At 71.5% G+C, this 24,675-nt stretch carries 16 protein-coding genes and 1 pseudogene; 6 read left to right on the forward strand and 11 right to left on the reverse strand.

From position 1 onward, the window contains the following. Nucleotide 1 precedes the first annotated feature (1 nt). From V1227_RS09205 to V1227_RS09235, 7 genes are all read right to left on the reverse strand, one after another. Nucleotides 2-5,734: a type I polyketide synthase gene (locus tag V1227_RS09205; RefSeq protein ID WP_329792083.1), complete on the reverse strand. Its 5,733-nt coding sequence runs from the start codon at nt 5,732-5,734 to the stop codon at nt 2-4. Then, entirely contained in the window at nt 5,731-6,747 is a 1,017-nt protein-coding gene (locus tag V1227_RS09210) for an enediyne biosynthesis protein (protein WP_442916524.1), read from the reverse strand. The genes V1227_RS09205 and V1227_RS09210 overlap by 4 nt, the downstream gene beginning before the upstream one ends. A gap of 5 nt (nt 6,748-6,752) precedes the next feature. Continuing rightward, a complete protein-coding gene (locus tag V1227_RS09215) occupies nt 6,753-8,612 on the reverse strand; it encodes a CRTAC1 family protein (RefSeq protein ID WP_329793986.1) in 1,860 nt (619 codons plus the stop codon). A 47-nt stretch (nt 8,613-8,659) separates the two neighbouring features. Continuing rightward, a complete protein-coding gene (locus V1227_RS09220) occupies nt 8,660-9,643 on the reverse strand; it encodes a DUF1702 family protein (protein ID WP_329792085.1) in 984 nt (327 codons plus the stop codon). Nucleotides 9,644-9,733: 90 nt separating this feature from the next. Further along, entirely contained in the window at nt 9,734-10,702 is a 969-nt protein-coding gene (locus V1227_RS09225) for a DUF1702 family protein (protein WP_329792086.1), read from the reverse strand. Between the two features lie 76 nt (nt 10,703-10,778). Beyond that, nucleotides 10,779-11,417 (reverse strand): MerR family transcriptional regulator, encoded by a 639-nt coding sequence (locus tag V1227_RS09230; protein WP_329792087.1) that lies wholly within the window; start codon nt 11,415-11,417, stop codon nt 10,779-10,781. Further along, nucleotides 11,408-12,376, reverse strand: coding sequence for a hypothetical protein (locus V1227_RS09235; protein ID WP_329792088.1), 969 nt, complete (start codon nt 12,374-12,376; stop codon nt 11,408-11,410). The genes V1227_RS09230 and V1227_RS09235 overlap by 10 nt, the downstream gene beginning before the upstream one ends. Before the next feature lie 75 nt (nt 12,377-12,451). Here V1227_RS09235 and V1227_RS09240 point away from each other — a divergent pair, with 75 nt between their 5' ends. The 3 genes from V1227_RS09240 to V1227_RS09250 all read left to right on the forward strand — a co-directional run bounded on the left by V1227_RS09240 (nt 12,452) and on the right by V1227_RS09250 (nt 15,788). After that, complete coding sequence (locus V1227_RS09240; RefSeq protein WP_329792089.1) at nt 12,452-13,519, forward strand: NAD-dependent epimerase/dehydratase family protein; 1,068 nt, start codon at nt 12,452-12,454, stop codon at nt 13,517-13,519. Nucleotides 13,520-13,608: 89 nt separating this feature from the next. After that, a complete protein-coding gene (locus V1227_RS09245; RefSeq protein ID WP_329793987.1) occupies nt 13,609-15,150 on the forward strand; it encodes an acyl-CoA carboxylase subunit beta in 1,542 nt (513 codons plus the stop codon). Then, nucleotides 15,147-15,788: a maleylpyruvate isomerase N-terminal domain-containing protein gene (locus tag V1227_RS09250; protein ID WP_329792090.1), complete on the forward strand. Its 642-nt coding sequence runs from the start codon at nt 15,147-15,149 to the stop codon at nt 15,786-15,788. Before V1227_RS09245 ends, V1227_RS09250 begins: the two co-directional genes overlap by 4 nt. Here the strand turns inward: V1227_RS09250 and V1227_RS09255 are convergent. Then, nucleotides 15,769-16,434, reverse strand: a complete 666-nt coding sequence (locus V1227_RS09255) for a TetR/AcrR family transcriptional regulator (protein ID WP_329792091.1) — start codon at nt 16,432-16,434, stop codon at nt 15,769-15,771. The genes V1227_RS09250 and V1227_RS09255 overlap by 20 nt on opposite strands. Nucleotides 16,435-16,503: 69 nt before the next feature. Here V1227_RS09255 and V1227_RS09260 point away from each other — a divergent pair, with 69 nt between their 5' ends. Beyond that, on the forward strand, nt 16,504-17,520 hold the full coding sequence (locus tag V1227_RS09260) for a carotenoid oxygenase family protein (RefSeq protein WP_329792092.1): 1,017 nt from the start codon (nt 16,504-16,506) through the stop codon (nt 17,518-17,520). A gap of 39 nt (nt 17,521-17,559) precedes the next feature. Here V1227_RS09260 and V1227_RS09265 read toward each other — a convergent pair whose 3' ends face one another. The 3 genes and pseudogenes from V1227_RS09265 to V1227_RS09275 all read right to left on the reverse strand — a co-directional run bounded on the left by V1227_RS09265 (nt 17,560) and on the right by V1227_RS09275 (nt 20,054). Next, nucleotides 17,560-18,420: a hypothetical protein gene (locus V1227_RS09265; protein ID WP_329792093.1), complete on the reverse strand. Its 861-nt coding sequence runs from the start codon at nt 18,418-18,420 to the stop codon at nt 17,560-17,562. Nucleotides 18,421-18,937: 517 nt separating this feature from the next. Beyond that, a pseudogene (locus V1227_RS09270) lies at nt 18,938-19,267 on the reverse strand (SDR family NAD(P)-dependent oxidoreductase); the annotation flags it as partial. Nucleotides 19,268-19,280: 13 nt separating this feature from the next. Then, nucleotides 19,281-20,054 carry a FadR/GntR family transcriptional regulator gene (locus V1227_RS09275; protein WP_329792096.1) on the reverse strand — a complete coding sequence of 258 codons (774 nt, stop codon included), beginning with the start codon at nt 20,052-20,054 and terminating at the stop codon, nt 19,281-19,283. Nucleotides 20,055-20,378: 324 nt separating this feature from the next. Between V1227_RS09275 and V1227_RS09280 the strand changes: the two genes are divergently transcribed. Next, nucleotides 20,379-22,751, forward strand: coding sequence for an RICIN domain-containing protein (locus V1227_RS09280; RefSeq protein ID WP_329792097.1), 2,373 nt, complete (start codon nt 20,379-20,381; stop codon nt 22,749-22,751). Between the two features lie 511 nt (nt 22,752-23,262). Next, nucleotides 23,263-24,600 carry an endo-1,4-beta-xylanase gene (locus V1227_RS09285; protein WP_329792098.1) on the forward strand — a complete coding sequence of 446 codons (1,338 nt, stop codon included), beginning with the start codon at nt 23,263-23,265 and terminating at the stop codon, nt 24,598-24,600. Nucleotides 24,601-24,675 lie beyond the last annotated feature (75 nt).

A 24,675-nucleotide genomic window follows, 5' to 3' on the forward strand; every position in this document is an offset into this window, starting at 1 on the left:
GTCAGCTCCCCTCCACCAGCAGCACGGCGGCGACCACGGGATCCGCGACCCCGCGCAGCGCCGTCACCAGCGTCGCGATCCTCAACCCCGGTGCGGTGAACACCACCCAGCCCTCCGGCCCGCCCGGTTCCGGCGTGAGCGGGGTGTCGAGCGGGAGACCCGCCTTCTGCAGGCACTCGACGGCGGACCACACGCGGGTCGCGGCCACCGCGAACGGCTCACCGGCCCCGGCCAGCAGCGCCGCCGTGCGGTGGCGCCGCCCCAGCAGCCCCTGCCACACCTGGTCCTCCTGCTCACGCACCTCCTGCAGGTCGCAGGCCGTCACGCGGTCCGCGGCCACGCAGAGGGTGACCCCGGCGGCGTGCGACGCCGACACGACCACCCCGGCGTCGACCTCGGGCCGGCCGTCGGTCCGGTACCGGACCTCGGTCTCGCGTCCCAGCAGCCGGCTCACCCCGAGCGCCGTGCTCCTGCGCCGGGTCGCCCGGTCGGCGCCCGCCTCGCGGTCGGGTTCGACGACCACCGCGACCCGGTGGCCCAGCAGGCCCTCGACCTCCCGTTCCAGGTGCGAGCCCAGCAGCGGGGCCACCCACGGGCCGGCGGACCCCTTGCGCCGCACGGCACGCAGGTGCAGGCCCTCCCACCTCTCGACGACCTCGTCGCCGTCGAACACCGCGATGTCGTAGACGTAGGTGTCGCCGTCGCGGTGGCGTTCGGTGGCACGCATCCGCACTTCACCGGCGCCGATGCCCGAGCCCGCGGGGTACAGGCGGTCGATCCGTTCCGGCAGCAGCGTCCCGTCCGGGACGCAGACCTGGTTGCCGTGCATCAACGCGTCCCGCATGCCGGGGTCGGCGAGCAGCAGCTCGGCGGGCAGGTAGCCGGCGAACCCGTCCGGGTGCGCGCTCAAGGCCACGTCGGCGCTGACGTCGCGGGCACGCGCCTCGTGGAAGCGCCGCAACCGCTGGAACCTCGGGCCCTGGAACATGGTGTCGCCGTAGAGCTGCGCCGCCGGGTCGAGCGCGACCGGGGGCAGACCGGTGTGCACGACCGGGTCCTCCTGGGGAACCGCCTTGCCGTACGAGAGCCGGGCCACGAAGTGGTCTGCCTCGAACGCGGTCTCGGAGCTGCGGATCGCCACGTCCACCACGTCGTCGGCGGTGACCACCGCGGCGATCCGGATCGTCGTCGTGCCGCGCGGTGGCACCACGATCGGCCGGAGGAACCGGATCCCGGACAGCACGGGGGTGGACTCGCGTCCCGTGAGCGCCGCGGCGACCTGGGTCATCGCCTCCATGCCGTAGACGGCGGGGAACAGCAGGTTGCCGTCGAGCAGGTGGTCGGCGAGGTAGAGGTCGGTGCCCGCGTTCAGCTCCACCTCGGTGACGAGCTCGACGCCGTGGTACCGGACCAGCGGCTTGTCCACGAACCTCAGCAGGGGCAACGGCGGCAGGTCGTGCCGCACGGTGTCGACGCCCTCGGTGCGGCCGCTGACCACGACGACGGCCGGCGTCTGCGGGTCGACGAGCAGCCGGCGCAGGATCCGCACGCCCTCGTCGGGCGGGATGGGCGTGACGCCGTCCCGCGAGAGCGACTCGACCACGGCGAGCCGCTCGCCCATGCCGACACCGGACCACACCGACCACTCGAGGCACAGGGCACGGCAGGACGGGTGGGTGTCGGCGAACTCGCGGGTGAGCGCGGCCAGCCAGTCGTTGGCGGTGCCGTAGTGCGCCTCGCCGCGCAGCCCGGAACGGCCGATGATGCTGCCGAAGGTCACCAGCAGCCGCAACGACCCCGCGTCGACGGCATCGAGCACCGCGCGCAGGCCGTCGAGCTTGGGCGCCATCGTCGACCGCAGCCGTTCCGCGTCCACCGCGGGCAGCGCGACCGGCTCGTTGCGCCCGGCTCCGTGCAGCACGGCGGTGACGGGGCCGAGCGCGGCCTCCAGCTCGCCGACGGCGGCCCGCAGCCCTTCGGCGTCGGTGACGTCGGCCACCGCGTACGCGACCTCGATGCCCCTCGCCCTCATGCGGTCGAGGTTCGCGGCCAGTTCGGCGTCCGCGGAGATCTCGGACCTGCCGAGGACCGCCAGCCGCGCTCCCCACTCCTGGGCGAGCGAGATCGCGCACTCGGCGGTGATCCCCTTGCCGCCGCCCGTGACCAGCAGCACGTCGGTGTCGGTCAGCGGCCGGATCTCGGCGGCCGGAGCCACCGGCAGTGCCCGCATCGTCGGCACCGTGCGCGTCATTTCGCGGTCGTACCGCACTTCGCTGAACGCCGTCGTCGACAGCACCTCCGGCAGCACGACGTCGCACCCCGACCCGGCGGGCAGGTGCACGATCGTCACCCGAACGCCGGGCGCCTCCAGCCGCAGCGTCTTCGCCATGGCCGCCGCGCCCGTGTCGTGCTGCACGAGCACGAACCGGCCGTCGTTACGCGCCGCCGCGGACTTCGCGCCGCGCAACGCCAGCTCCAGGTGCCGTTCCTCGCACACCTCGGGCAGGCACACGAGGACGCCGTCCCCGGTTCCCCCTCGTTCGAGGTCGCGCCGCAACCGTTCGGCGAACGGGTGGCCGTCCTCGGCGTAGAGCTGCCACTGGCCGTTGTCCTCGGCCACCGCCGCCGGCCGCAGCGGAACCGGTTCGTCGTCCACGACGAACGCCCGCGCCCACGGTCCGGCACCGGTGACGACCGCCGCCGCGGTGTCGGTCTCCCTGGCGGTGGCGCTCAGGTCGTCGAGGGCGTCGGCCAGTTCCCGCACGGTGGCGGTGGCGAAGTTCGTCGGCGCGCTGGCGGGCGGTACCCCGAGCCGCTGGGCGGCCTCGTTGACGAGCTGTCCCACGGTGATCGAGCTGAGGTGCAGGTCGTCGAGCAGCCTGCTCTCGGGGGCGACCGCCTCGCTCGGCAGTTCGGCGCGCGCGGCCGCCATCTCCCGCAGCACGTCCACGGTGGACGTCGCGGTGCCGACGACGGTCATGCCCGCCACAGCCGTCACGACCAGGTTGGCCGCGCCGACCGACGACTCCGGCGCCTGCTCGCAGGGACTCGCGAAGAACGAGAAGTCCTGACCGATCCGCAGCGGTCGCACCAGCCTGTCCGCGAACAGCGCCCTCAGGTCCAGCGCTGCCCCGGTGACGTGCGCGGCCCCGACGACGCCGAGCAGCGACACCAGCGACTCGTCGTCGGTGTCGAGCGCGACGACGGGCACCTGCGCCACGTCGGCCGCGAGCGTCGTCAGCACCCGGCCGGGACCGACCTCGACGAGCAGGTCCGCGTCCTTCGCCGCGACCCCGACCGCCTGCGAGAACAGCACGGGGTCGGTGATCTGGGCGCGCAGCAGGGCGGGGACGTCCACATCGGACGGCAGCGCCTCCCCGGTCACGGTCGACACGACGTGCCCGCTGACCGCGCCGAACTCCTCGGCGCTCAGTTTGGCGTGCAGCGCGTCGGCCGCCGGAGCCACGAGTGGCGAGTGGAACGCGTGCGAGACCCGCAACGCCGTGGCCTGCACACCCTCCTTGGCCGCCGCCTCGACCGCCGCCGCCACCGCGGCTTCGCTGCCGGCGACGACCGTCTGCTTCGGACCGTTGTACGCGGCGATCACCACCGGCAAGTCGCGGACGAGCTCGCTCACGAACTCCGCTGACGCGCCGAGGCTCGCCATCGTGCCCGAGGCGCTGTGCTCGGTCATGGTCGCGCCGCGCACGGACGCCACGCGCAGCAGGGTCTGTTCGTCGATCGCGCCGGCCCAGTGCAGCGCGGTGATCTCGCCGAGGCTGTGGCCCACGGCGACGTCCGCCGTGACGCCGAGACCTGCCAGCACCCGCAGCCCCGCGAGCGACCCGGTGACGATCCGGGGCTGGGCGACCGACGTGGCGACCATGTCGCCCGACGCCGGCAGCGCCGCCCGTTCGTAGACCTCCCGCGCGGCCGCGAAGCGCCTGCGCATCGCGCCGCCGCTCGTTCCCCGGCCGGAGCCCTGGCCGGGGAACAGGAACCCGACCGTCGCCGGTTCCGCGGCGTGACCGAGGAAGCCGCGACCGTCCGGCGCGAACCACGTCGTCACACCGGAGTCGGCCGCCTCCAGCACGCGGGTGAGTCCCTGCACGGCGTCCTCGGGCGACCGCGCGACCACGGCCGCCCGGTACGGCCGGTCCGACAGCCCGGCGTGCAACACGGCCGCCAGGTCGCCGAGCTGCGCGTAGGACACCCGTGCCGTGAACTCGGCCAGCTCGCTCAGCCTGGCCCGCAGCGCCTCCGCCGAGTCGGCGTCGACCAGCAGCACCTCGGCGTCCTGCGAGGCGCGGGACATCTCCAGCGCCCTCGCGTCGGGGGCGCGCAGCGGCACGGACGACTCGAGCACGACGTGGGTGTTGATCCCGCCGAAGCCCATCGCCGTGACGCCGGCCCGCAGCGGGGCGTCCGCGGGCCACGGCTCGGCGGTGCGCAGGACGCGCAGGTTCGCCCGGTCCTCCGCCAGCACGGGGTGCGGGTCGACGCAGCCGATCGTCGGCGGCAGCGTCTGGTGGTGCAACGCCAGCGCGGCCTTGATCAGACCGGCCACGCCCGCCGCCGCCTTGGTGTGCCCGATCATGCCCTTGATGGTGCTGATCGCGGCCGGGGCGGCTGCCGGGTTCGCTGCCGCGCGGGCCTGGGACAACGCCCGCAGCTCGGTCGCGTCGCCCACCTCGGTGCCGGTGCCGTGGCCCTCGAACATCGGCACGGTGTCGACGCCGAACCCGGCCCGTTCGTAGGCGCGGTCGAGCGCGAGCCGGTAGCCGCTGACCTCGGGGCGGGTCATGCCGCCCCAGCCGTCGGAAGACACGCCCCACCCGGCGACCGTCGCGTAGACGCGCTGGTGCGGCTGGACGTCCTCCTCGCGCATCAGCACGACCATGCCGCAGCCCTCGCCCGGCCAGAACCCGTTGGACCCGCGGTCGTAGACCCGCATCTCCGACCGGGCGAGCGCCCCGGTCTTGGCGAAACCGACGATCTCGAACGGGTCGATCGACAGGTCCACCCCGCCCGCGACGGCGACGTCGAGGTCGCCGTCGACGAGCCGGCCCGCCGCCGTCGCCACGGACAGCAGCGACGAGGAACAGGCGCCGTCGACGGTGTAGCCGCCGCCGTTGAGGCCGAAGTAGTTGCAGACCCGGCCCGCGATCGTGTTCGCGAGACCACCGGCGAGGCTGTCCTCGTCGATGGCGGGGAACGGGTTCTTGTAGGTGGCCTCCAGATCCGCGAGGAAGCCGCCGAGCTCCTCGTCGTCCCAGCCCCTGGCCTTCAGCGAGGCGGCGACCGTGCGGCGCACGTACGGCCACCGCAGCCTCATCAGGTTGGCCCTGGCGAACTCGCCGGTCAGGGTGTTGCCGACCACGACACCGGTGCGTTCGCGGGGCAGGCCCTCACCACCGGCGAACCCCGCGTCGGCGAGCGCCCTGCCCGCCGTGTCGAGCGCGAGCCAGTGGGTCAGGTCGGTGGAGCGGTAGGTGCTGCCCGCGATGCGGTGTGCCACCCGGTCGAACTCGTAGCCCTCGATGACGGCGGCGGTGCGGGCGTAGAAGCGGTCTGGTGTCGCGGGGTCCGGGTCCCAGTAGTCCTCGAGGCGCATCCGCTCGTCCGGGAGCCGCCGGAAGGCCCTGCGGCCGGCGAGCGCGTTCTCCCACAGCTCCCGCGCGGACGTCGCGTCCGGATAGCGGCAGGCCACACCGACGATCGCGATCTTCGTCATGCCGGTACGACCTCCTTGCCCGTTGTCGAGGGAGGCGAGACGACCTGGCCGTTCCCCGTGGAGCTCTCGACCGCGGTCCCGGCTTCCTTCGCCGCGAGGGCCTGGCTCGCCTCGAACTGCTCACGCGACTTGTTCACGAAGTGGATGCCCCACAGGAACATGCCGCGGATCAGGCACACCAGCGCCGTTGCGAAGAACAGGCCGTACGCGATGTGCACACCGGTGAAGAAGCCGTACACCAGGGCCACGCCGCCACCGAACGCGATCTGCGAGATCGGTTTCGACGGGCTCGTACCGGGGTCGGTGATCATGTAGTTCGTGAACAGCACGAACGCGACACCGGTCATGGTGAGCAGCGCGCCGGGGATCGACGTGCCGAACAGGATCCCCCTGACCACCGACTGGACCACGAAGAAGAACAGCCACGACAGGATCAGCCACATGCGGCCGGTGAGCTTCGCGTTCAGCATCGTGCCGGCGGTGACGATGATCGCCGGGATCAGCCAGTCGAACAGGCCGTGCACGTTCTCGGTGAAGTGGTAGGGCGGCACGATGCTCGCCCAGGGGAAGATCAGCAGGATGACCGCGATGCCGAAGTTCGACGGGTTCATGTAGTGCCGCAGCCGGCCGCGCACAGGTGCCCGCAGCACCCACTTCGCGCCGACGGCCACGGTGACACCGAAGATCATCACCCAGATCTGGTCGTTGACGTAGATGAGCATGTTCATCGCGAGGCTGGTGATGTGCGCCGGGTAGAGGAACTCGACCACGCCGCGCACGCCGTTGCCGGTGAACCTCGGTGGCCGTCCGTCGATCCTGGACCCGACGAGCTCGAGCCCGATCTCGACGGTGTAGCCCGTCAGCAGCGCGATGAACGGCCACAGCCACGGTTGCTCGAACCCGAGCACGGAGTAGCCGATGATGTTGAACACGGTCATCGACACCGCGAAGTTGCGCAGTGCCTTGACGACCTTCGGGTCGTGCCGGGGCACGGTCGCCGCCACGTCCGTCACGTCCGTCACCTCTCCTTCGCCTCGGTACCGAGTTCGAGCGTGTGCCTGCCGGGGTTGAGCGTCAGCGTGTCCTCGCGGGTCTCGCCCGAGCGGTCGCGCCAGTTGATCCGCACCTCGACGGGTCCGTCCGCCTTGCCGAGTCCGATGTGGACCTCGTGGCTGCGCTTGCCGGAGTGGCCGCCGCCGCCGTCGACGTGGCCGATGAACGTGCGGCCGTCCCTGGTCTTCGCGGTGACCTGGGCGCCGACCGCGGGCGATCCGCCGTCGTGGCACAGCCGCAACGTGAGAGCGCTGCCGCGCGACGGGCCGGAGTTGCGGTAGAACACCGGTTCCGCCCACTGCCGGGCCACCGCGAGGTCGAGCCTGCCGTCGCCGTCCGCGTCACCGGTGGCGATGCCGCGGGTGGGGACGGGGATGGCGAGACCGAGCTGCTCCGCGATGTCGACGTACCGGTCGCCGTCCTTGACGTAGAAGGCGAGGCGGTGGTTGCCGCCGACGTCGTCGCCGACCGTCACGCGCGGCCAGGACACGGGGTGGCGCAGCGCGAGGTCGTTGGCGGTGGCCAGTTCCTGAAGCTGGGGCCACCTGTTGACCTGGCCGCGGACGAAGCCGGTGGCCTGGGCGATCGCGGGTTCGCCGGAGTTGGCGAAGTCGGCGATCTTGACGTCCCAGCCCCAGCCGGACCACGCGGTGCCGGCCGGTGCGCTCACGTCCTCCCACGGCGCCTCGCTGTTGGCGAGCTTGGCGCGCAGCACGTCCCGGTCGCCGGACTGGGACATGAACTGGAAGTTGCTCTCCTGGATGCCGTACGACGTGGTGATGTTGCTGACGAACATGTCGTACACGCCGTCGCGGTTGAGGTCGCCGAAGTCGACGCCCATGCCCTTGAACGAGTCCTGGCCGACGACCTTCGACTTCGGGGTGAGCGCGGTGCGGACGCCCTCGACCGGCGCGAGCACGATCCGGCCGGGCGTGGACCTGTTGTGGAACATGCGGTCCGGGCCGAAGTCGTTGGCGAGGTAGAGCTCGGGCAGCAGGTCCCCGTCCAGGTCGGCGGCGGACGCCGCGAGCTCCCAGCCCTTGGACGAGTCCAGGCCCTGCACGCCCTCCTGGACCTCGAAGCGGGCTCCGGTCGCCGACGCTCCCGTCCAGCGCAGGAAGTAGTTCTCGCCGCCGTTGTAGGCGGCCGACATCGAGTCGTTCATCTCGACGCCGCCGCTGACCGACGGGTCGAGCACCGGGCCGTGCGGGAAGTAGTTGCCGATGAAGACGTCCGCGTGGCCGTCACCGTCGAAGTCGGCGACCGCCGCGGCGTTGGTGTTCCACTGCGGACCGGTGTAGCGGCCCGCGGTGGAGTTCGCGCCGGGCACCAGTTCGGTGGCGGTGTAGGAGGCGGCGGTGAGCCCGTCCTGGCCGTCCTTCGCGATGTGCACGATCGGCGTGCGGCCCCACAGGTACACCAGCAGGTCGACGCGGCCGTCCTCGTTGAAGTCGCCGGGCACGCAGCCCATGGGCGCCATCACGTCGTTCATCGGCAGCGAGCCGGGCGAGAGCGCGAACGCCTGGTAGCGCTCCTCCTTCGCGCCGGGTGCCGGGGTGACGACGACCTGGTCGATCCGCGGGTCGACCAGGCACAGGTCGTTGGCGAGGCCGTCGCCGTCGAGGTCGTTCATCGCGATCGCCGCGCCGACGGAGGAGATCCAGGCGTCGATGTGGGAGTAGTCCTTGTTGACCTTGCGGATGGTCTGCTGGTCGAACCCGCCCGGGAGCGAGATCGACATCGAGGTGAAGCCGTAGCCGCTCGCCACGTCGCGCTTCTCCGCCTGCGACGCGGCGGGCAGCCGGGCCATCAGGAAGGTCACCATCACGAGAACGAGCGCCAGGATCCCCGGCAGCTGTTTGCGGGCCCAGTTCACTGCTCCACACCTCCTGAGTGGACGTACTGGTCGGCGAAGCCGCGCCGCCACAGCTCGTAGGCGGGGACGTCGTCCCGCCCCGGCCCGGCCGGCTTGAGGGCGCGGACCCGGTGCGCGGCCTCGTCCGCGCCGGTGCCGCACAGGATTTGGGTGGCGATGTGCGTGTGGTCGACGGCGAGGCCCGCGAGCACGCGGGCTTCCGCGGCGAACGCGCTGCCCTGGGCCACCACCGCGCGGTGGCGTCCCGCGTGCTCGGCGAACCAGCGCAGCTCCTCGGGTCCCGCGCCGCCCGCGTAGGTCGCGGCGAGGCCCGCGCCCGCGTACAGGTCGGCCCGCCGCGTGTCGGGGAAGCCGTCGACCAGCTCGGCGACCCGGGCCGCGTCCGCACCTCCCACGAACCACAGCGCCCTGCCGATGCCCTGGTCGATCGCGCGGTTCGCGTACCAGGCCGGGCCGGTGAAGGGCCACGGGAAGTCGGGTTCGCGGTAGTGGCCGTGCACGTACTTCCCGGTGTGGAAGTACGCCTGGTGGAAGCCGTAGCCGTCGAGCAGCAGCCACTGCAGCAGCTCGTCGCTCACCGCGAGCCGCGGCCAGCGGAACCTCGGCACGCGGGCCATCGCCCAGCCGACGCCCACGTAGACCATGTAGACGTGCTTCGCGCCTGCCCCCGCGAGGAACTCCGCCACCCGTCCACCGCCGCCGAACGGCAGCGCGTCGAGCGTGGCGAACCCCATGCCCGCGCCCTCGTAGGCGAAGCCGCGGAACTGCGGGGCCACGGTGTCGAGGTGTCGCTCCACCTCGGCGGGTGCGCGTGCCTCCACCGCGGTCGCGAACCCGAAGAGGAAGTTCCGGCCGATGCTTTCCAGCAGTTCCTTCGCCGCCTCGTCCTTGTGGTGAAATCCACGTACTGAAAGCGTTGCCTCCGAACTCCTGGGCGTCAGCAACCGACGCCGCAAAGCGCGCCATCCCGCCTTGGTCACGATGCACTCTCCCCAAACATACGATTTCCCGTCACCATTCTTTGCATCACCGAGGCGGTCTGACATCTTCCAGCATGCTCGACCCTTTTCTCACCGCGTGAAATGTGCGCGAATGCGACTGCGCCACCGTTCGTATTCGGGCTCGGGACCCGGTCCGCCGGCGGACGTGGAGGAGGTCTCGACGAGGGTGACCGCGGCGGCCGCGGTGAGGTCGCCCAGCGCGTGGACGGCCTGTCCCGCGCGGTCGTCGACGTGGCCCGCCGCCGCCTTGGCCATGACGGCGAGTGCGGCCCCCAGCGCGAGCTCGGGTGCCTGCTGTCCCGCCTCGGCCCGCAGCCACGCGAGGTCCGCGGGGGTGGCGCCACCGGCGAAGGTGGCGGCGAGCCCGACACCGCTCCAGAGGTCGGGCTGACGGCGGCCGGCGAACCTCCGCACGGCGCTCGCGACGGCCTTCACGTCCGCGCCGTGGATGAACCACAGGGCGCGGCCCAGCCCCTGGTCGAAGGCCCGCGGGAAGTAGGACGGCGTGTCCTGCCACGGGTACGGCTGCGGTGAGCGCTGCCCGGCGACCCAGCGTTCGGGGTGGAAGTAGGCGCGGTCGAAGCCGTAGCCGTCGACGGCCAGCCAGGTGATCGCCGGGTGGTAGCGGACGCCTTCGAGGTCGGGCACCACCTTGCGCCACAGCGGCCGGGGCAGCCGGGCCATGGCGAAGCCGATGCCTATGTAGGCGAGGAAGAGGTGCGGGAGGCCGGGACCGCGCAGCAGGTCACGGGTGCGCTTGCCCCGGTCCATCGCGTCCAGGACCGTGCAGGCCATCGTCGCGCCCTCGTAGGCGAACCCGCGCAACTCGGGCGCGACGAGCGACAACCTGCGTTCCAGCTCCCACAGCCCGCGGCAGTCGATTCCCCATTCGAATCCCGCGATCACGGTCTGCGGAATCTGTTCCAGTGCCCGGGTCGTCTCCGATTCCGGAATCGAGAAACCGCGCGCCGCGAACGTGACGTTCACGAGAGCCGGTGCGAAGATCAATCGTCTGATGGAACCGAGCACCGTCGACATCAGCGCTCCTCTACTAGGCTCCTCCCATCTTCATCCGCACGTGTGGCAATTTGCATCTTTCCAATTGCGGTGCCGCTCAGCCGTCCTCGTCCGCGAGGTCGTGGCCCAGTCTGCGGGCAGCCGTGAGCGCCACCGCGCCCAGGACGATGGACACCAGCAGGCGTTCCGCGCACTCCCTCGTGGCACCGGCGCCACGCGCCTGGTCCGCCTCGGCGGCCGCGACCGCCGCCCCGGCCCTCAGGTAGGCCTCCAGCAGGGCGTCGTCGGGCGCGTGTCCCGCGAGCTCCAGGCTCGCCAGCACGCCGGCCAGCTCGGCCGCGGCGGCGTTGTCGTCCGCGACCTCGCGCCCGTCCTTCGCCAGCACCTCGTCGACGCGGTCGCGCCACTTCGCCCGCGCCTCCCCGAGGGAGCCGGGCGTGGTGGCGTCAGGCGCACCGGTGCGGGAGATCGCGGTGAGCACGTCCGGCACCCTGACGTCGACGCTGCCGCCGACGAGCTCGGCGACCGCGGCGACGGGCAGGCCGCCGCGGTCGACGAGAGCGCGCACGACGCGGAGCCTGCGGACGTGGCTCTCGTCGTAGCGCATCTGGTTCGGCCCGGTCCTCCTGCCGGGGTGCAGCAGGCCGGACCGCAGGTAGAACTTGATCGTCGGAATGCTGACCTGCGTGAGGCCGCTCAGCCCCGCGATCCGCAGGCCGTCGCCCGTCACGCCCATGGCGCCGTCGGGTACCACGGGATCAGCTCGCGGCGGGCGAGCAGCCGCACGTCCCAGTACAGGAAGGTGAAGACGCCCACGGTGATCAGCGCGACGCCGGTGATCACCGCGAGCCGCACCGGCTTCTCCGTCAGCCACCGCCGGACCCGGTCGCCCAGGAACGCCGCGGTGGCCACGAGCGCCAGGGCGAGCACGGCGATGTTGCCGAGGGACTGCAGGCAGAACGCGGCAGCTCCGTAGAGCGGGTTGCCGCTCTCCGCCGCGTCGCGGAACAGCTGGCGGAACAGGCCGAACGGGCGGCCGATCAGGAACCCTCCGATGAGCACGCCCATGAACACCATGGGGGCGTTGGGATAGCGCTTCGCGATGCGCGCGAACGGGTCGCGGACCACGCCCAGCGCGGCGAGACCGAGGTAGGTCATCGTCAGGCCGATCACGCCGAACACGACCAGGGACTGCACGCTGCGGCCGGACAGCGTGCCCGCGACGTTCTGCGCGGTCGAGAACTGGGGCATCGAGGTGCCCACGAGCCCGACGATCGCGCCGTAGACCGCGGACACCGACAGCATGCCCGCCGACAGCCACAGCAACGGCTTCAGCGCGCCGCGGACCCGTTCCGCACGGCTGCTGGAGCCGCCCAGCATCGGCGCCATCGCCCCGAACGCCGCGATGTTGCAGGCGGTGAACGTGCCCGCGAGACCCGTGACGAACGCGAACACGATGCCGGCGGCCGCGCCGGCGATCGGCGTGGCCTTGGCGTCGTGGCCGAGCAACGTGTTCGCGACGTTGTCCCCGATGGTCGAGTCCACGAAGTGCGCCGACCACACGACCGTCAGCCCGAAGCCCGCGAGCGCGCTCAGCAGGACGATCAGCCCGCGCCTGCGCGGGAAGTGGCCGTTGACGAACGCGGATGTGGCGATCGGCCGCACAGGTGCCGGTGCGGTTCGTTCCGTCGACATGGGTGTTCTCCTCCGCCGCCTACATTCATCCACAAAGGACTTGCGCTGCTGCGCCTATCACAGAATGGAGGTGGCGTGGCGACAATCGCTTATTCCAGAGTGCGCGGTTGTGGCGCGGCGGACATCGCACGCTCGAAGAAGCAGCACGACCGCCGCGCGGGCAGGCTGGCGTTCGTCGTCGCGGCGAATGGGGTGCGGATGCTGGTGAGCGTGACCGGAGGGACGGGTTTCGTCGGATCGCACTCGGTCGCGGCGGTCATCGCGGCCGGGCACCGGGTCCGGCTTCTCACGAGGAACCCGCGGGCGGTGCCGGAGGTGCTGCGCCCGCTGGGCGTCGATCCCGCCGGCGTCGAGGTGGTCGCCGGTGCCGCGACGGACCCCGGCCGGGTGGCGGAACTGGTGCGCGGCGCGGACGCCGTGCTGCACGCCGCCGGCGTCTACTCGTTCGACCGGCGCCGGCGCCGGGAGATGCGGCGCACGAACGCGCTCGCCACCGAGGCGGTGCTGGGGGCGGCGCGGAAGGCGGGGGTCGGTCGGATCGTGCACGTGTCGAGCTTCGTGGCGCTGGGCGGCACCGTGCTCGACGAGAACTCCCCCGTGACCTCGTCTTCCGAGCCGTACGCGGCGTCGAAGGCCGCGGCGGAGGAGGTCGCGCGGGAGCACGGCGCCGTGATCAGCTACCCGCCCGCGTTGCTCGGGCCGCACGACCCGCGACTGGGCGACCAGACCGCGCGCCTGCGGGCCACCCTGCGCGGGCTCATGCCGATCTGGCCGACCGGCGGCTTCCCGCTGGGCGACGTCCGCGACACGGCGGCGTTGCACGCCCGTCTGCTCACCGGCGGTCCGTCCCGGTGTTTCGGGCCGGGCCGGTTCGTCTCGACGCGCGACTACGTCCGGACGTTGCGGGAGGTCACGGGGCGCCGGTTGCCCGCCGTTTTCCTGCCCGCCGCGGCACTGGTGCCGGTGGGCGTGGCCGCCGACGCGCTGCAGCGGGTGTGGCCGTGGCCCGTCCCGGTGCAGGGCGGGGCGATCCGCACGTGCCTGGCCGCGCAGAGCACCGCCTCGTCCGGGCCCGCCCGGCCGCTGGCGGAGACGATGGCCGACGCCGTGCGCTGGCTGCGTGACGCGGGGAGGGTGGCATGACCGACCTGTCCGAACGCTCGCTGCGGCGGGTCGACTTCGTGCCGGTGACCGTGCCCCGTCCCGCGCCGGCGGCGGCGGAACCGCGTTCGATGCGGTCCGTGCTGGACGAGTCCGACCGGCTGCGGTCGCGCATCGTGACCGGTGACGAGAACGCCGTCGCCCGTCAGCACGCGCTCGGCAAGCACACCGCCCGCGAACGGCTCGACCTGCTGCTCGACCCCGGCTCGTTCACCGAGATCGACCTGTACCGGCGCCACCAGGCGAGGGGGATGAAGATCTCCGAGAACCGGCCGCACACCGACGGTGTGATCGCGGGTTCCGGCACGATCGACGGACGCCGGGTGTTCGTCTACGCCCAGGACTTCTCGGTGTTCGGCGGGTCCCTCGGCGAAGCGCACGCCTCGAAGATCCACAAGGTGATGGACCTGGCGATCTCCACCGGCTGCCCGTTGATCGGGCTCAACGACAGCGGTGGCGCCCGCATCCAGGAGGGGGTGATGGCCCTCAACGCCTACGGCGGCATCTTCCGCCGGCACGTGGCGGCGTCCGGGATCATCCCGCAGATCAGCGTCGTGATCGGTCCCTGCGCGGGCGGCGCCGCCTACTCCCCCGCGCTGACCGACTTCACGTTCATGGTGCGCGGCACGGCGAAGATGTACCTGACCGGACCGGACGTCGTCGCGGCCGTCAACGGCGAAGTCGTGACGCACGAGGAACTCGGCGGCGCGGACGTCCACGGCAGCCAGTCCGGTGTCGCCACGTTCGTCCACGACGACGAAGAGACCTGCCTCGCGGACGTGCGGTACCTCGTGTCCCTGTTGCCCGCCAACAACCTCGACACCCCGCCGCACGACGGCCCGGTCGGCGCCACGACCGACGAACGACCGCGGCTCGCCCAGCTCGTGCCGGTGGAGCCGAACAAGCCGTACGACATGCGTTCGGTCGTGGCCGAGGTGGTGGACGACGGCGAGTTCATCGAGGTGCACGAACACTGGGCCGGGAACGTGATCTGCGCGCTGGGCCGCGTCGACGGCCGGCCGGTGGGTGTCGTGGGCAACCAGCCACTGGTGCTCGCCGGCGTGCTCGACTCGGCCGCGGCGCAGAAGGCGGCGCGGTTCGTGCGGTTCTGCGACGCCTTCAACATCCCGCTGATCACGCTGGTGGACGTGCCCGGATTCCTGCCGGGCACCGCCCAGGAGCAGGGCGGGGCGATCCGGCACGGCGCGAAGCTGCTCTACGCCTACTGCGAGGCCACGGTCCCGCGCATCCAGGTGATCATCCGCAAGGCCTACGGCGGCGCGTACATCGTGATGGACTCCCGCTCGATCGGCTCGGACGTGTCCCTGGCCTGGCCCACCAACGAAATCGCGGTCATGGGGGCGGAGGGCGCGGTGAACGTGTTGTTCCGCAAGGAGCTCACCGCCGCGGCCGACCCGGCGGCGTTGCGGGCGGAGCTGATCGCCGAGTACCGGGAGCAGCTCATGCACCCGCACTACGCCGCCGAACGCGGCCTGGTCGACGACGTCATCGACCCCGCGCAGACGCGGGCGGCGATCGCACGGGGCCTGGAGATGATGAGCACCAAACGTGCCTCCGCCCCGCAGCGCAAGCACGGGAACGTGCCGCTGTGAGCGCGCCCGACCACCTGCTGTACCGGCAGGTCCGCCTCGACATCGGGCTGCTGGCGACACGGCAGGTCGCCGCGGTGCCGGTGCCCGCGTGTCCGGGGTGGACGGTGACGGACCTGGTGGCGCACCTCGTGGAAGTCGCGGCGAACGTGGCCGCACGGCTGGGTTCTCCCGCGGGCACGGCTCCGCGAGGCATCACCGACGTCGATCTCGCCCTGGCGGAGTGGGAGCGCGTCTGCCACGTCCTCGAGCCGCTGGTCGAACTGGAGGGCCCGCGCTCGGCCGGGCGGATGGTGATGGACGCGTTCACCCACCTCCTCGACCTGCACGCCGCCCTGGACGTCCCGCCCGATCCCGGGCACCCCGCCTACCGCAGCACGCTGAACCTGCTCGTCGGCGGTTTCTCCGCCTCCGTGAGGGCACACGGCCTGCCCGCCTTGCGGATCGAGAGCCCCGCCGCCACGGGGACGGCGGGCGACGGCCCGGTCGTCCGCACGCTGCGAGCCGGAACCCACGACCTGCACCGGAGCCTGGCCGGCCGGCGGTCGCACGCCGAGATCGCGGCACTGGACTGGGACGGCGCGCACGAACCGTGGCTGCCCGCCTTCAGCTGGGGCCCGTTCACCCCGCCTGCGCGCTGAGCTCGCGCTCGATGCGCCGGCGCGACGACCGCACGGACCGCACCGCCGCGTCCGGCCGGTCGCCCGCCCCCACCATCAGTGCGACGAGTTGGGGCTCGAACAGCGCCTCGCCGTCGAGCGGCGCCGCCAGGTACCCGCCCAGTTCCAGGGTCACGAGGCCGTGGGTGGCGATCCACATCTGGTGTGCGACGTGCGCGGCGTCGGCGTCGGCGAACCGGCCCGCCGCCACGCACCTCGCCACGCACTCCACGACGCTCGTCAGGGTGTACCGGCCGTGCTGGCGGTCGTCGTCGGTCAGCGAGAAGCCGCTGAGCGACGCGCCCCCGAACATCACGCTGTACAGGTGCGAGTTGGCCAGGGCGTTCATCCGGTACGCCCGGCCGAGCAGCGCCATGTCCGCGACCGGGTCGGACGTCGACCGCACGGCCGTCAGGTGGCGCTCCAGCCGCTGGAACCCTTCGTGCACCACTTCCCGCACCAAGCCGCTCATCCCGCCGAAGTAGGTGTACACGGCCATCGTCGAGGTACCGGCCTCCGCCGCGATCCGCCGCGTCGAGAGGGCCTGGGGTCCTTCGGTGGCGAGCAACGCGGCGGCGATCTCGATGAGGGCGGTGTGGGTGCGCGGGTCCATTCGGCGTGGGCTCACGTTTGACATTGTTGCATAACGGCGATATGTTTAGCACAACGCTGTTATGCATAGGTCGGAGGTGCGTCCGTGGAAGCACTCCTCGTGGAGGGTCAGCTGCCCGCGAACCTGCACGGCAGGTTCCTGCAGTCCGTCCCGCATCCCGCACACGGCACGGACCCGGTCTCGATCACCGGCGTCCGCCTCGCCGACGGCACCGCGACCTGGCACCGCGCCCGCACCGACCTCTCGTTGCTGGGCACCGTGCCCACGTTGGCCCCGGCGGTGCGCGACGGCCTCCGCGTCGCCCGGCCGGCGCAGGACCCCCGCACCGGCGAATGGCACACGATCGCGACCAGGCCGGGCTCCCCGCTCGCCGAACACGTGACGATGAGCGCCGCGGGCGCGGTGCGCCGGGGCCGTTGTTTCGTGCTCAGCGGCCCCGCGCGCATCGACACCGTCGCCCTGTCGGCGGACCACGTCGTCGTCCTGGACCTGTCCGTGGAACACGACCGCGCCACCGAGCTCATCGGCCTGCGCGCCCCCTACACCTGGCGGCCGGGCAAACAGGCGCGGATCGGTCTCCTGCCACGCCGGTCCCGGGGCAACCCCCTCTGGTTCCCCGTGTCACCGTGCTTCGTGCCGGAGGCGGTCAACGCCTACGAGGACGGGCCGGAGGTCGTCCTCGACGCGGTGCGGCACACCTCGCCCACCGGACCTCGGGAGCTGACGCGCTGGACCCTCGACCCGAGCACGGGCACCGCGAGCGAAGAGCGCCTGCTCAGCGCCGACTCCGCCGTCGTGGCCGACCCGGAACGCGGCCGACGGCACCACACCGTGTACGCGGCCCGGGACACCTCGGTGTCGCGGCACGATCCGCACACGTCCACGACCTACGACTTCGGCCCCGGTCACCGGCTCGGCCAGCCCGCGACCGCCGGCGAATGGCTCATCGTCCCGTTCCACGACAGCACGTCGAGCAACCTGGCCGTCTTCGACACCGCGGATCTGGCCTCCGGCCCGCGCTCCGTCGTGAGGCTTCCCGTCACCGTCCCGGTCGCGACGCGCACCACGTGGCAGCCACTGCTCGAACCTGTGCGCGCCTGAGAACACAGCCATGCAGGTCGAGCGGCACAGCCGGCCGGCTCACGCCCGCGTACCGGCCGGCTCCGGCAAGGGTTCCTTCTGCCGCGTGTTCGCCGAGTAGTGGGCGACGGCGATCGCTCCGGCGATCGCCAGGACGAACCCCGTGGTCGCGGCGACCACGTAACCGTCGCGGACGTTGTCGCCGAGGTAGACCAGCCCGACGAACGACGAAAGCGCCGTGTTGGTGGTGAACATGATCGCGGTGACCCCGGTCGGACCGCCCTTCTGCAGCGCCATCGCGAACAGCGCCGCCGCGGTGAGGCCGTTGAGGACGATGGACCAGGCCGCCGGTTCCAGCACGAGTCGCCACACGGCGTCCGGGAGGTGGAGTGTCCGCGCCGAGATGCCGACGACGCTGTAGGAGACACCGGAGCCGAACGCCAGTGCCACCGTCGACCCGACGTGGTGGTGGCGCCGGGCGTAGAGGACGATCGCCGCCACCGGGATCGGAACGGCCAGGAGGAGCCACCGCCAGTGCGGTGGCAGGGCCTGCGCGGGACCCGGCTCCGCGGACACGCCCAGCAGGACCAGACCGGTCGCGCCGACCACCAGCGCGCCCCATCCCCGCGCACGGAGGTGGGCACCCATGAAACTGCTGATCATGGCGGTCACGCCGACGCTGAACGCGAGCATCGACTGGACGAGGAACAGCGGCAGCCGGTGCAACGCCGCGGAGGCGAAGGCGAATCCCAGCAGGTTCACGCCGAGGCCGAGGAAGTACAGCCACTGACGCCAGAGAGCGATGAGATCCCGAGACGACCCGCCGTGCGCGGCCACACGCCGCACACCCATCGCCTCGAGGATCGAACCACTGCCTGACGCCAGGGTCGCCAGCACGGCGAAGACGTAACCCAGTGCCATTCGTCCATTGTGTCAGCCGGTGACCGGCGTGCTTTCAAGGTCCCCGTCGAGAACGGCCGACCCGGCAACAACCGTGACCGCGCACTATGCCTTGCCGCCATTCCATCGCAAAGAAATCCAGCCCCCATTACTCCATATGGAGCAATTCCGGTGGACGCATTACGTGATCAACGCACGAATTGACGGAAAGCTCTGAACGTCCTATGAGGACGCTCCCCACCACCGCTACCACCGGCCTCGGCCCGCGGTTGCAAAACGTCCACATCGGATACGGCGGCGGCTCGGCCCCCGGAGTCCCGGTCGTCACCGGTGTCCCGCTCAGCGGTCGAGCAGCTCCAGGAACCGCTCGAGCATTATGCTCTGGTACTCCTCCGGACTCCACCCGCAGTCCCGCACCAGCACCGTGCAGGCGCTGTGCTGCGCGGTGACCCAGCAGCAGCCGACGGCGGGCGAGGCAGCACAGCTTCTCCCACCGTCCGACGTCGGTCGCGCCACGTGGGTGCGGAGGTTGATCCGCTCAGACCTCGCTCCTGGCCTTCATCACCCGCCGCGCGAGGGCGAGGGTGAGGCGCCTCGGCAGCAGTCTGCCGAACAGGAACGTGGTCAGGGCGTTGACCTTGCCGTCGACGACCGCCGGTCCGGTGCCGGACAGGGCGCGGAACACAGTGGCGGCGACGGCCTCGGCACTGCGCGTGCCGCGGCCGTTCATCGGCGTCTTCGTGGGACCGGGGCTGACCGCCACCACGCGGACACCGGTGCCCCGGGTCTCGGCCCACAGCGCCTGGGTGAACGAGACGACATACGTCTTCGTCGCCGCGTACACCGCCAGGTGGGGAGCGGGCACGTACCCGCCGGTGCTTTCACCGGTTCAACCGGCCGGGATCCCCTGCTTCGCCGCGGCGCACCAGCCACGCCTCGGTGATGTGGGTGAACATGGCCTCCGCCGCCCCGGCGGGGTCGTGGGCGGCGATGCGGTCGAAGACGCGCCGATGTCCGGCGTTCGACGCCTGGCACAGCTCGCGACTGCTCTCGCCGCGGTACCCGGCCGTGTTGAGGACTTGCGACTGCAGCGAGCGCACGACGCCGCGGGCGATGCGGTTCCCCGACGCCAGCATGATCGCGTCGTGGAAGAGGCGGTCGTGCTCCTCGTAGCCGGCGACGTCGTCGACGAGCTCGTCCATCCGGTCCACCAGTGCCCGCAACCGGTCGACGGTGTCGTCATCCGCGGTGCGCGCGGCGACCTGCGCCATGTCGGACTCCAGCAGCCGCCGGGTCACGACGAGGTCGTCGAGGGTCGCGAGGCTCTCGTCCTCGGCGATCGCGGCGAGCAGCACCTGCTCGTCGAGCATGTTCCACTGCACCGGCGGGTTGACGGTCGTGCCGGAGCCCTGGCGCACCGTGACGAGGCCCTTCTCCTGCAAGACCTTCACCGCCTCGCGGATCACCGTCCTGCTCACCGAGAAGGTCTCGCAGAGCACCGGTTCGGGCGGCAGCGTCATGCCGGCGGACCAGCTGTGCCGGACGATCCGCTGCACCAGTTCCGCGGTGACGGCCGCGGCGAGGCTGGCCGGTCTCCGCGTCCACACCGGATCCGCGGACACGCCCTCCTCCGCCTGCCGTCCTGTCGTCGTCATGCTCGGCTCCGTTGCGCTGCGCCGTGGTGCTCCCAGCCCGCAGTGTACGGACCACCGTTGACGTCACACGTCATACGAGTTACGTTCGGAGTGTTCCGCTGGCCGACTTCCGCACCGCGCCGGCAACGTTCGCTCCGCCCGAACGGAACAGTCCCGACCTGAGCACCGGACGCCGCGACCGACGCTCCGCGAGCGCTCGGCGACCGGACGCCGCCAGTCCCGCCGCGTGCGTTCGCACCTCACCCACGTGGACGTGGTGGCGCGCGGTGCTCCGAGCGTCCACAGGCCCCCGCCAGCCGCCGCGCACCCACCTCAGGAGGTCCCTTGTCCACGTCCTCGTTCCCCGCTGCGCGGCGGCGAACAGCTCTCGCCGCCGTCGCGGTCGTGGTGGCCGCGGCGGTCGCCACCGCTCCCCCGGCCTCGGCCGCCACGACCACCCTGCACGCTTCCCCTTCCGGCACCGGTACCGCCTGCACCGCAACCGCTCCGTGCTCGCTGACGGGCGCGCAGTCGGCCGTGCGGTCCCGCACCGGCGCGATGTCCGGTGACATCGTCGTGGAGCTCGCCGACGGGGTGTACCGGCTCTCGCAGCCGTTCCGGCTCACCGCGGCGGACTCGGGCACCAACGGCCACCGCGTGCTGTGGCAGGCAGCCGCATCGGCTCGTCCCGTCCTCAGCGGCGCCAGAGCCGTCACGGGCTGGACGGTCGCCGACGCGGGCAAGAACATCTGGCGGGCGAACGTCGGTGCCGGTCTCGACAGTCGTCAGCTCTACGTCGACGGTGCGATCGCCACCCGCGCGCGCACGCAGGTCAACCGGTCCGACTTCACCTTCACCGACAGCGGCATGCGCTTCTCCAACGGCGCGCTGAGCTACCTGAACACCCTGGCGAACCAGAACCGGGTCGAGGTGGAGAGCGTCAACTCCTTCACCGACAGGTACTCGCCGGTGCAGAGCATCAGCGGCAACTTCCTGACGATGCAGCAACCCGCGTGGAACAACAACACCTTCGGCTACGACACGCTCAACAACCCGTTCCGCGCCGGCCCGCTCCACCTGGCGAACGCGTACGAGTTCCTGGACGCGGTGGGTGAGTGGTACCTCAACCCCGGCACCGGTGTCCTGTACTACATCCCCCGCTCCGGGCAGAACATGAACAACGTCAGCGTCGAACTGCCGGCGCTGCAGTCGCTGGTCTCCGTCGGTGGCACCTACGACGCGCTCGCGCACGACATCTCGTTCAGCGGCATCACCTTCACCGGCACCTCGTGGCTCGGCCCCAGCAGCAACCAGGGGTACGCGGACCAGCAGACCGGCGCCTACATCTCCGGCGACTGGAACTGGCCGGCCGACCGGCTGAACTCGTGCCGGAGCGGCTGCCCGGCGTTCGAGGCGGTCCGGCCGCACTGGTCGCAGATGCCCGCCGCCGTCCAGATCTCCGCGGCCAGCCGCGTCACCTTCACCGACTCCCGCTTCGTCAACCTCGGGCAGACCGCGATCGGCATCGGCAACGACGCGAACGCGCACAGCAGCGGGGTCGGGCTGGGCGCGTCCGGCATCACGATCACCCGCTCGGAGATCGCGCACAGCTCGGCGGGCGGCATCGTGGTCGGCGGCGTGCGCGCCGACGCGCACCACCCGGGCGACCAGCGGATGGTGAACCGGGACATCACCGTCAGCCACAACCGCGTCCACGACCTCGGGATCGAGTACCGGGGAATCGTGTCGGTGCTCAACACCTACGTCACCAACGCGACCGTGGCCCACAACGAGGTCTACAACCTGCCGTACTCCGGCATCTCCCTCGGCTACGGCTGGGGCTCGAACGACGCGGGCGGCAGCAACCACTACGCCGGCCGGGGCCTCTACAACTACCAGCCCCGGTACACCACACCCACCACCGCGTCCGGCAACAAGCTGCTCAACAACTACGTCCACGACGTGATGCAGCAGATGACCGACGGCGGCTGCATCTACACGCTGGGCTGGAACCCGAACGCGGAAATCCGCGGCAACTACTGCTTGCGCACCAACGGGTTCTTCGGGCTCTACTTCGACGAGGGCTCCAAGCACTACCGCGCCACGGGCAACGTCTTCTCCGCCACCGGAACCTGGGCCACCGCCAACTACTACGGCGGCGAGAACATGGGCAACTGGACGCTCACCGGCAACTGGTCGAGCAACGGCAGCAGCAACATCACCAACGGTGATCGCGGCAACGTGGTGAGCGGCAACGTCGTCGTCTCCGGCGGCAACTGGCCGGCCGGCGCCCAGGCCGTGATGGCCGCCGCCGGACCGGGCGGCACCGGCGGACGGGAGAACGTCACCGTCGCCGGCCTCCAGTCGGGCCGTTGCCTCGACGTCGCCACCACGGCCAACAACAGCACCGCGAGGTTGTGGGACTGCGGCGGCGGTGCGAACCAGCGCTGGACCTACACCTCCGGCAAGCAGTTCACGATCGGCGGCAGGTGCCTCGACGCCTCGGGCGGCGGCACCGCCAACGGCACCGCGGCGATCCTCTGGGACTGCCACGGCGGCCTGAACCAGCAGTGGAACGTCAACGCCGACGGCAGCGTCACCGGCGCGCAATCGGGGCTCTGCCTCGACGCCAGTGGCAACGGGACGGCCAACGGCACGCCGGTCGTGCTCTGGACGTGCCACGGCGGCGCGAACCAGCAGTGGAGCCTGCGCGGCTGACCGACTCGAGCGGAGCAGCGGGCCGCCGGCACCCCGCCAAGGCGCACAGCGCCGGACGGGGTGACCGGCGGCACCGCCGTGCGCTCCAAAAAGCTTGCGGTGTTAGCGCTAACTTTTCCCCAAGAGCTATTCATTCGACCCTTTTCGGCAGCATTCGACTGCGTTCGACATGCCTTTTCACCGCTCTTCCTGGCCGCTTTCGTCCATCCAGCGCAATTCCGAGGAAAAGTCGTGTTCGCCTTCTTGTGAGCGTGAACACCGAGCTGCAACACTCCTGGACGACGCACTCGCGGTCGTGTGGGGAAGGGGATGGCGATGCAGCTCTTCCGCCGAAGACGATTCGGCTTCAGCACCTACCTCCCTCCGCACCGCGGGTGACGGAGACGCACCACAGCCGCGATTCCGCGCGCACGAGAGCCCTGGCACCGCCGCACCGGGTCTCCTCGGCGTGCACCGGATCGCCCCACCCATCACGCCCGCATTCCGGGCACGTCCGGTGAAAGTGTGGAAGATGAAACTGACATCGAGGTCGGTCTCACTCGTCCCGATCGTGTCGACAGCAGCGGCGGCGGCCCTGGGCGCCGTGCTCGTCGTGTCCGTCCCCGCCAGCGCGGCGACCACGCTCGGTGCCGCCGCGGCGCAGTCCGGCCGCTACTTCGGCACCGCCGTGGCGGCGGGCAGACTGAACGACCAGACCTACGTGAACATCCTCAACACCGAGTTCAACATGGTGACGGCCGAGAACGAGATGAAGTGGGACGCGACCGAGCCCAACCGCGGCCAGTTCACCTACTCCGGCGGAGACCGCATCCTCAACCAGGCCTTGGGCAACGGCAAGCGGGCCCGGGGGCACGCCCTGCTGTGGCACCAGCAGGAACCGGGCTGGGCGCAGCGCCTGGAAGGCGCCGACCTGCGCCGGGCCATGATGAACCACGTCACCCAGGTCGCCACCCACTACAAGGGCAAGATCTACGCCTGGGACGTGGTGAACGAGGCGTTCGCCGACGGCGGCAGCGGTGGCCGGCGTGACTCCAACCTGCAGCGCACCGGCAACGACTGGATCGAGGCGGCGTTCCGCGCGGCCCGTGCGGCCGATCCCGCGGCGAAGCTCTGCTACAACGACTACAACACCGACAGCATCAACCCGAAGTCCACCGGCATCTACACCATGGTCCGCGACTTCAAGGCCCGCGGCGTGCCGATCGACTGCGTCGGGTTCCAGTCCCACCTCACCGACAACGCGCCGCCGGACTACCAGGCGAACCTCCAGCGCTTCGCCGACCTCGGCGTCGAGGTGCAGATCACCGAGCTCGACATCGCCGGCAGCAACCAGGCGAACGCCTACGGAGCGGTCACGAGGGCGTGCATGGCGATCCGTGCCTGCACGGGCATCACCGTGTGGGGCATCCGCGACACCGACTCGTGGCGCGGCGGCGAGAACCCCTTGCTGTTCACCGGTTCCGGCGCCAAGAAGCCCGCGTACAACGCGGTGCTCGACGCGCTGAACGCGGGAGGCCCCGGTCCCACCACCACGACGACCACGTCCAACGGCCCTGGCCCCGGTGGCTGCACCGCGGCGGTGTCGTTGAACCAGTGGAACGGCGGGTTCGTCGCCACGGTCAAGGTCACCGCCGGATCCACCGCACTGCGCGGCTGGCGGGTGACGACGACCCTGTCGAACGGGACGGTCACCTCCTCCTGGAGCGCCAACCGCAGCGGCACCAGCGGCACCGTCACCTTCACCAACGTGGACTACAACGCCAACGTGCCCGCGGGCGGCTCCACCGAGTTCGGCTTCCAGGGCACCGGCAGCGGCTCGGGGCTCAACCCCTCCTGCACCGCCACCTGACGTTCCGCAGCACACACCACCGGAGGACGGTTCCAGCGGCTCGGGCGTGCGCCCCGGGCCGCGGAGCCCCCCTGC

It is taken from the genome of Lentzea sp. DG1S-22, assembly GCF_036321065.1.
Classification (GTDB): Bacteria; Actinomycetota; Actinomycetes; order Mycobacteriales; family Pseudonocardiaceae; genus Lentzea; species Lentzea jiangxiensis.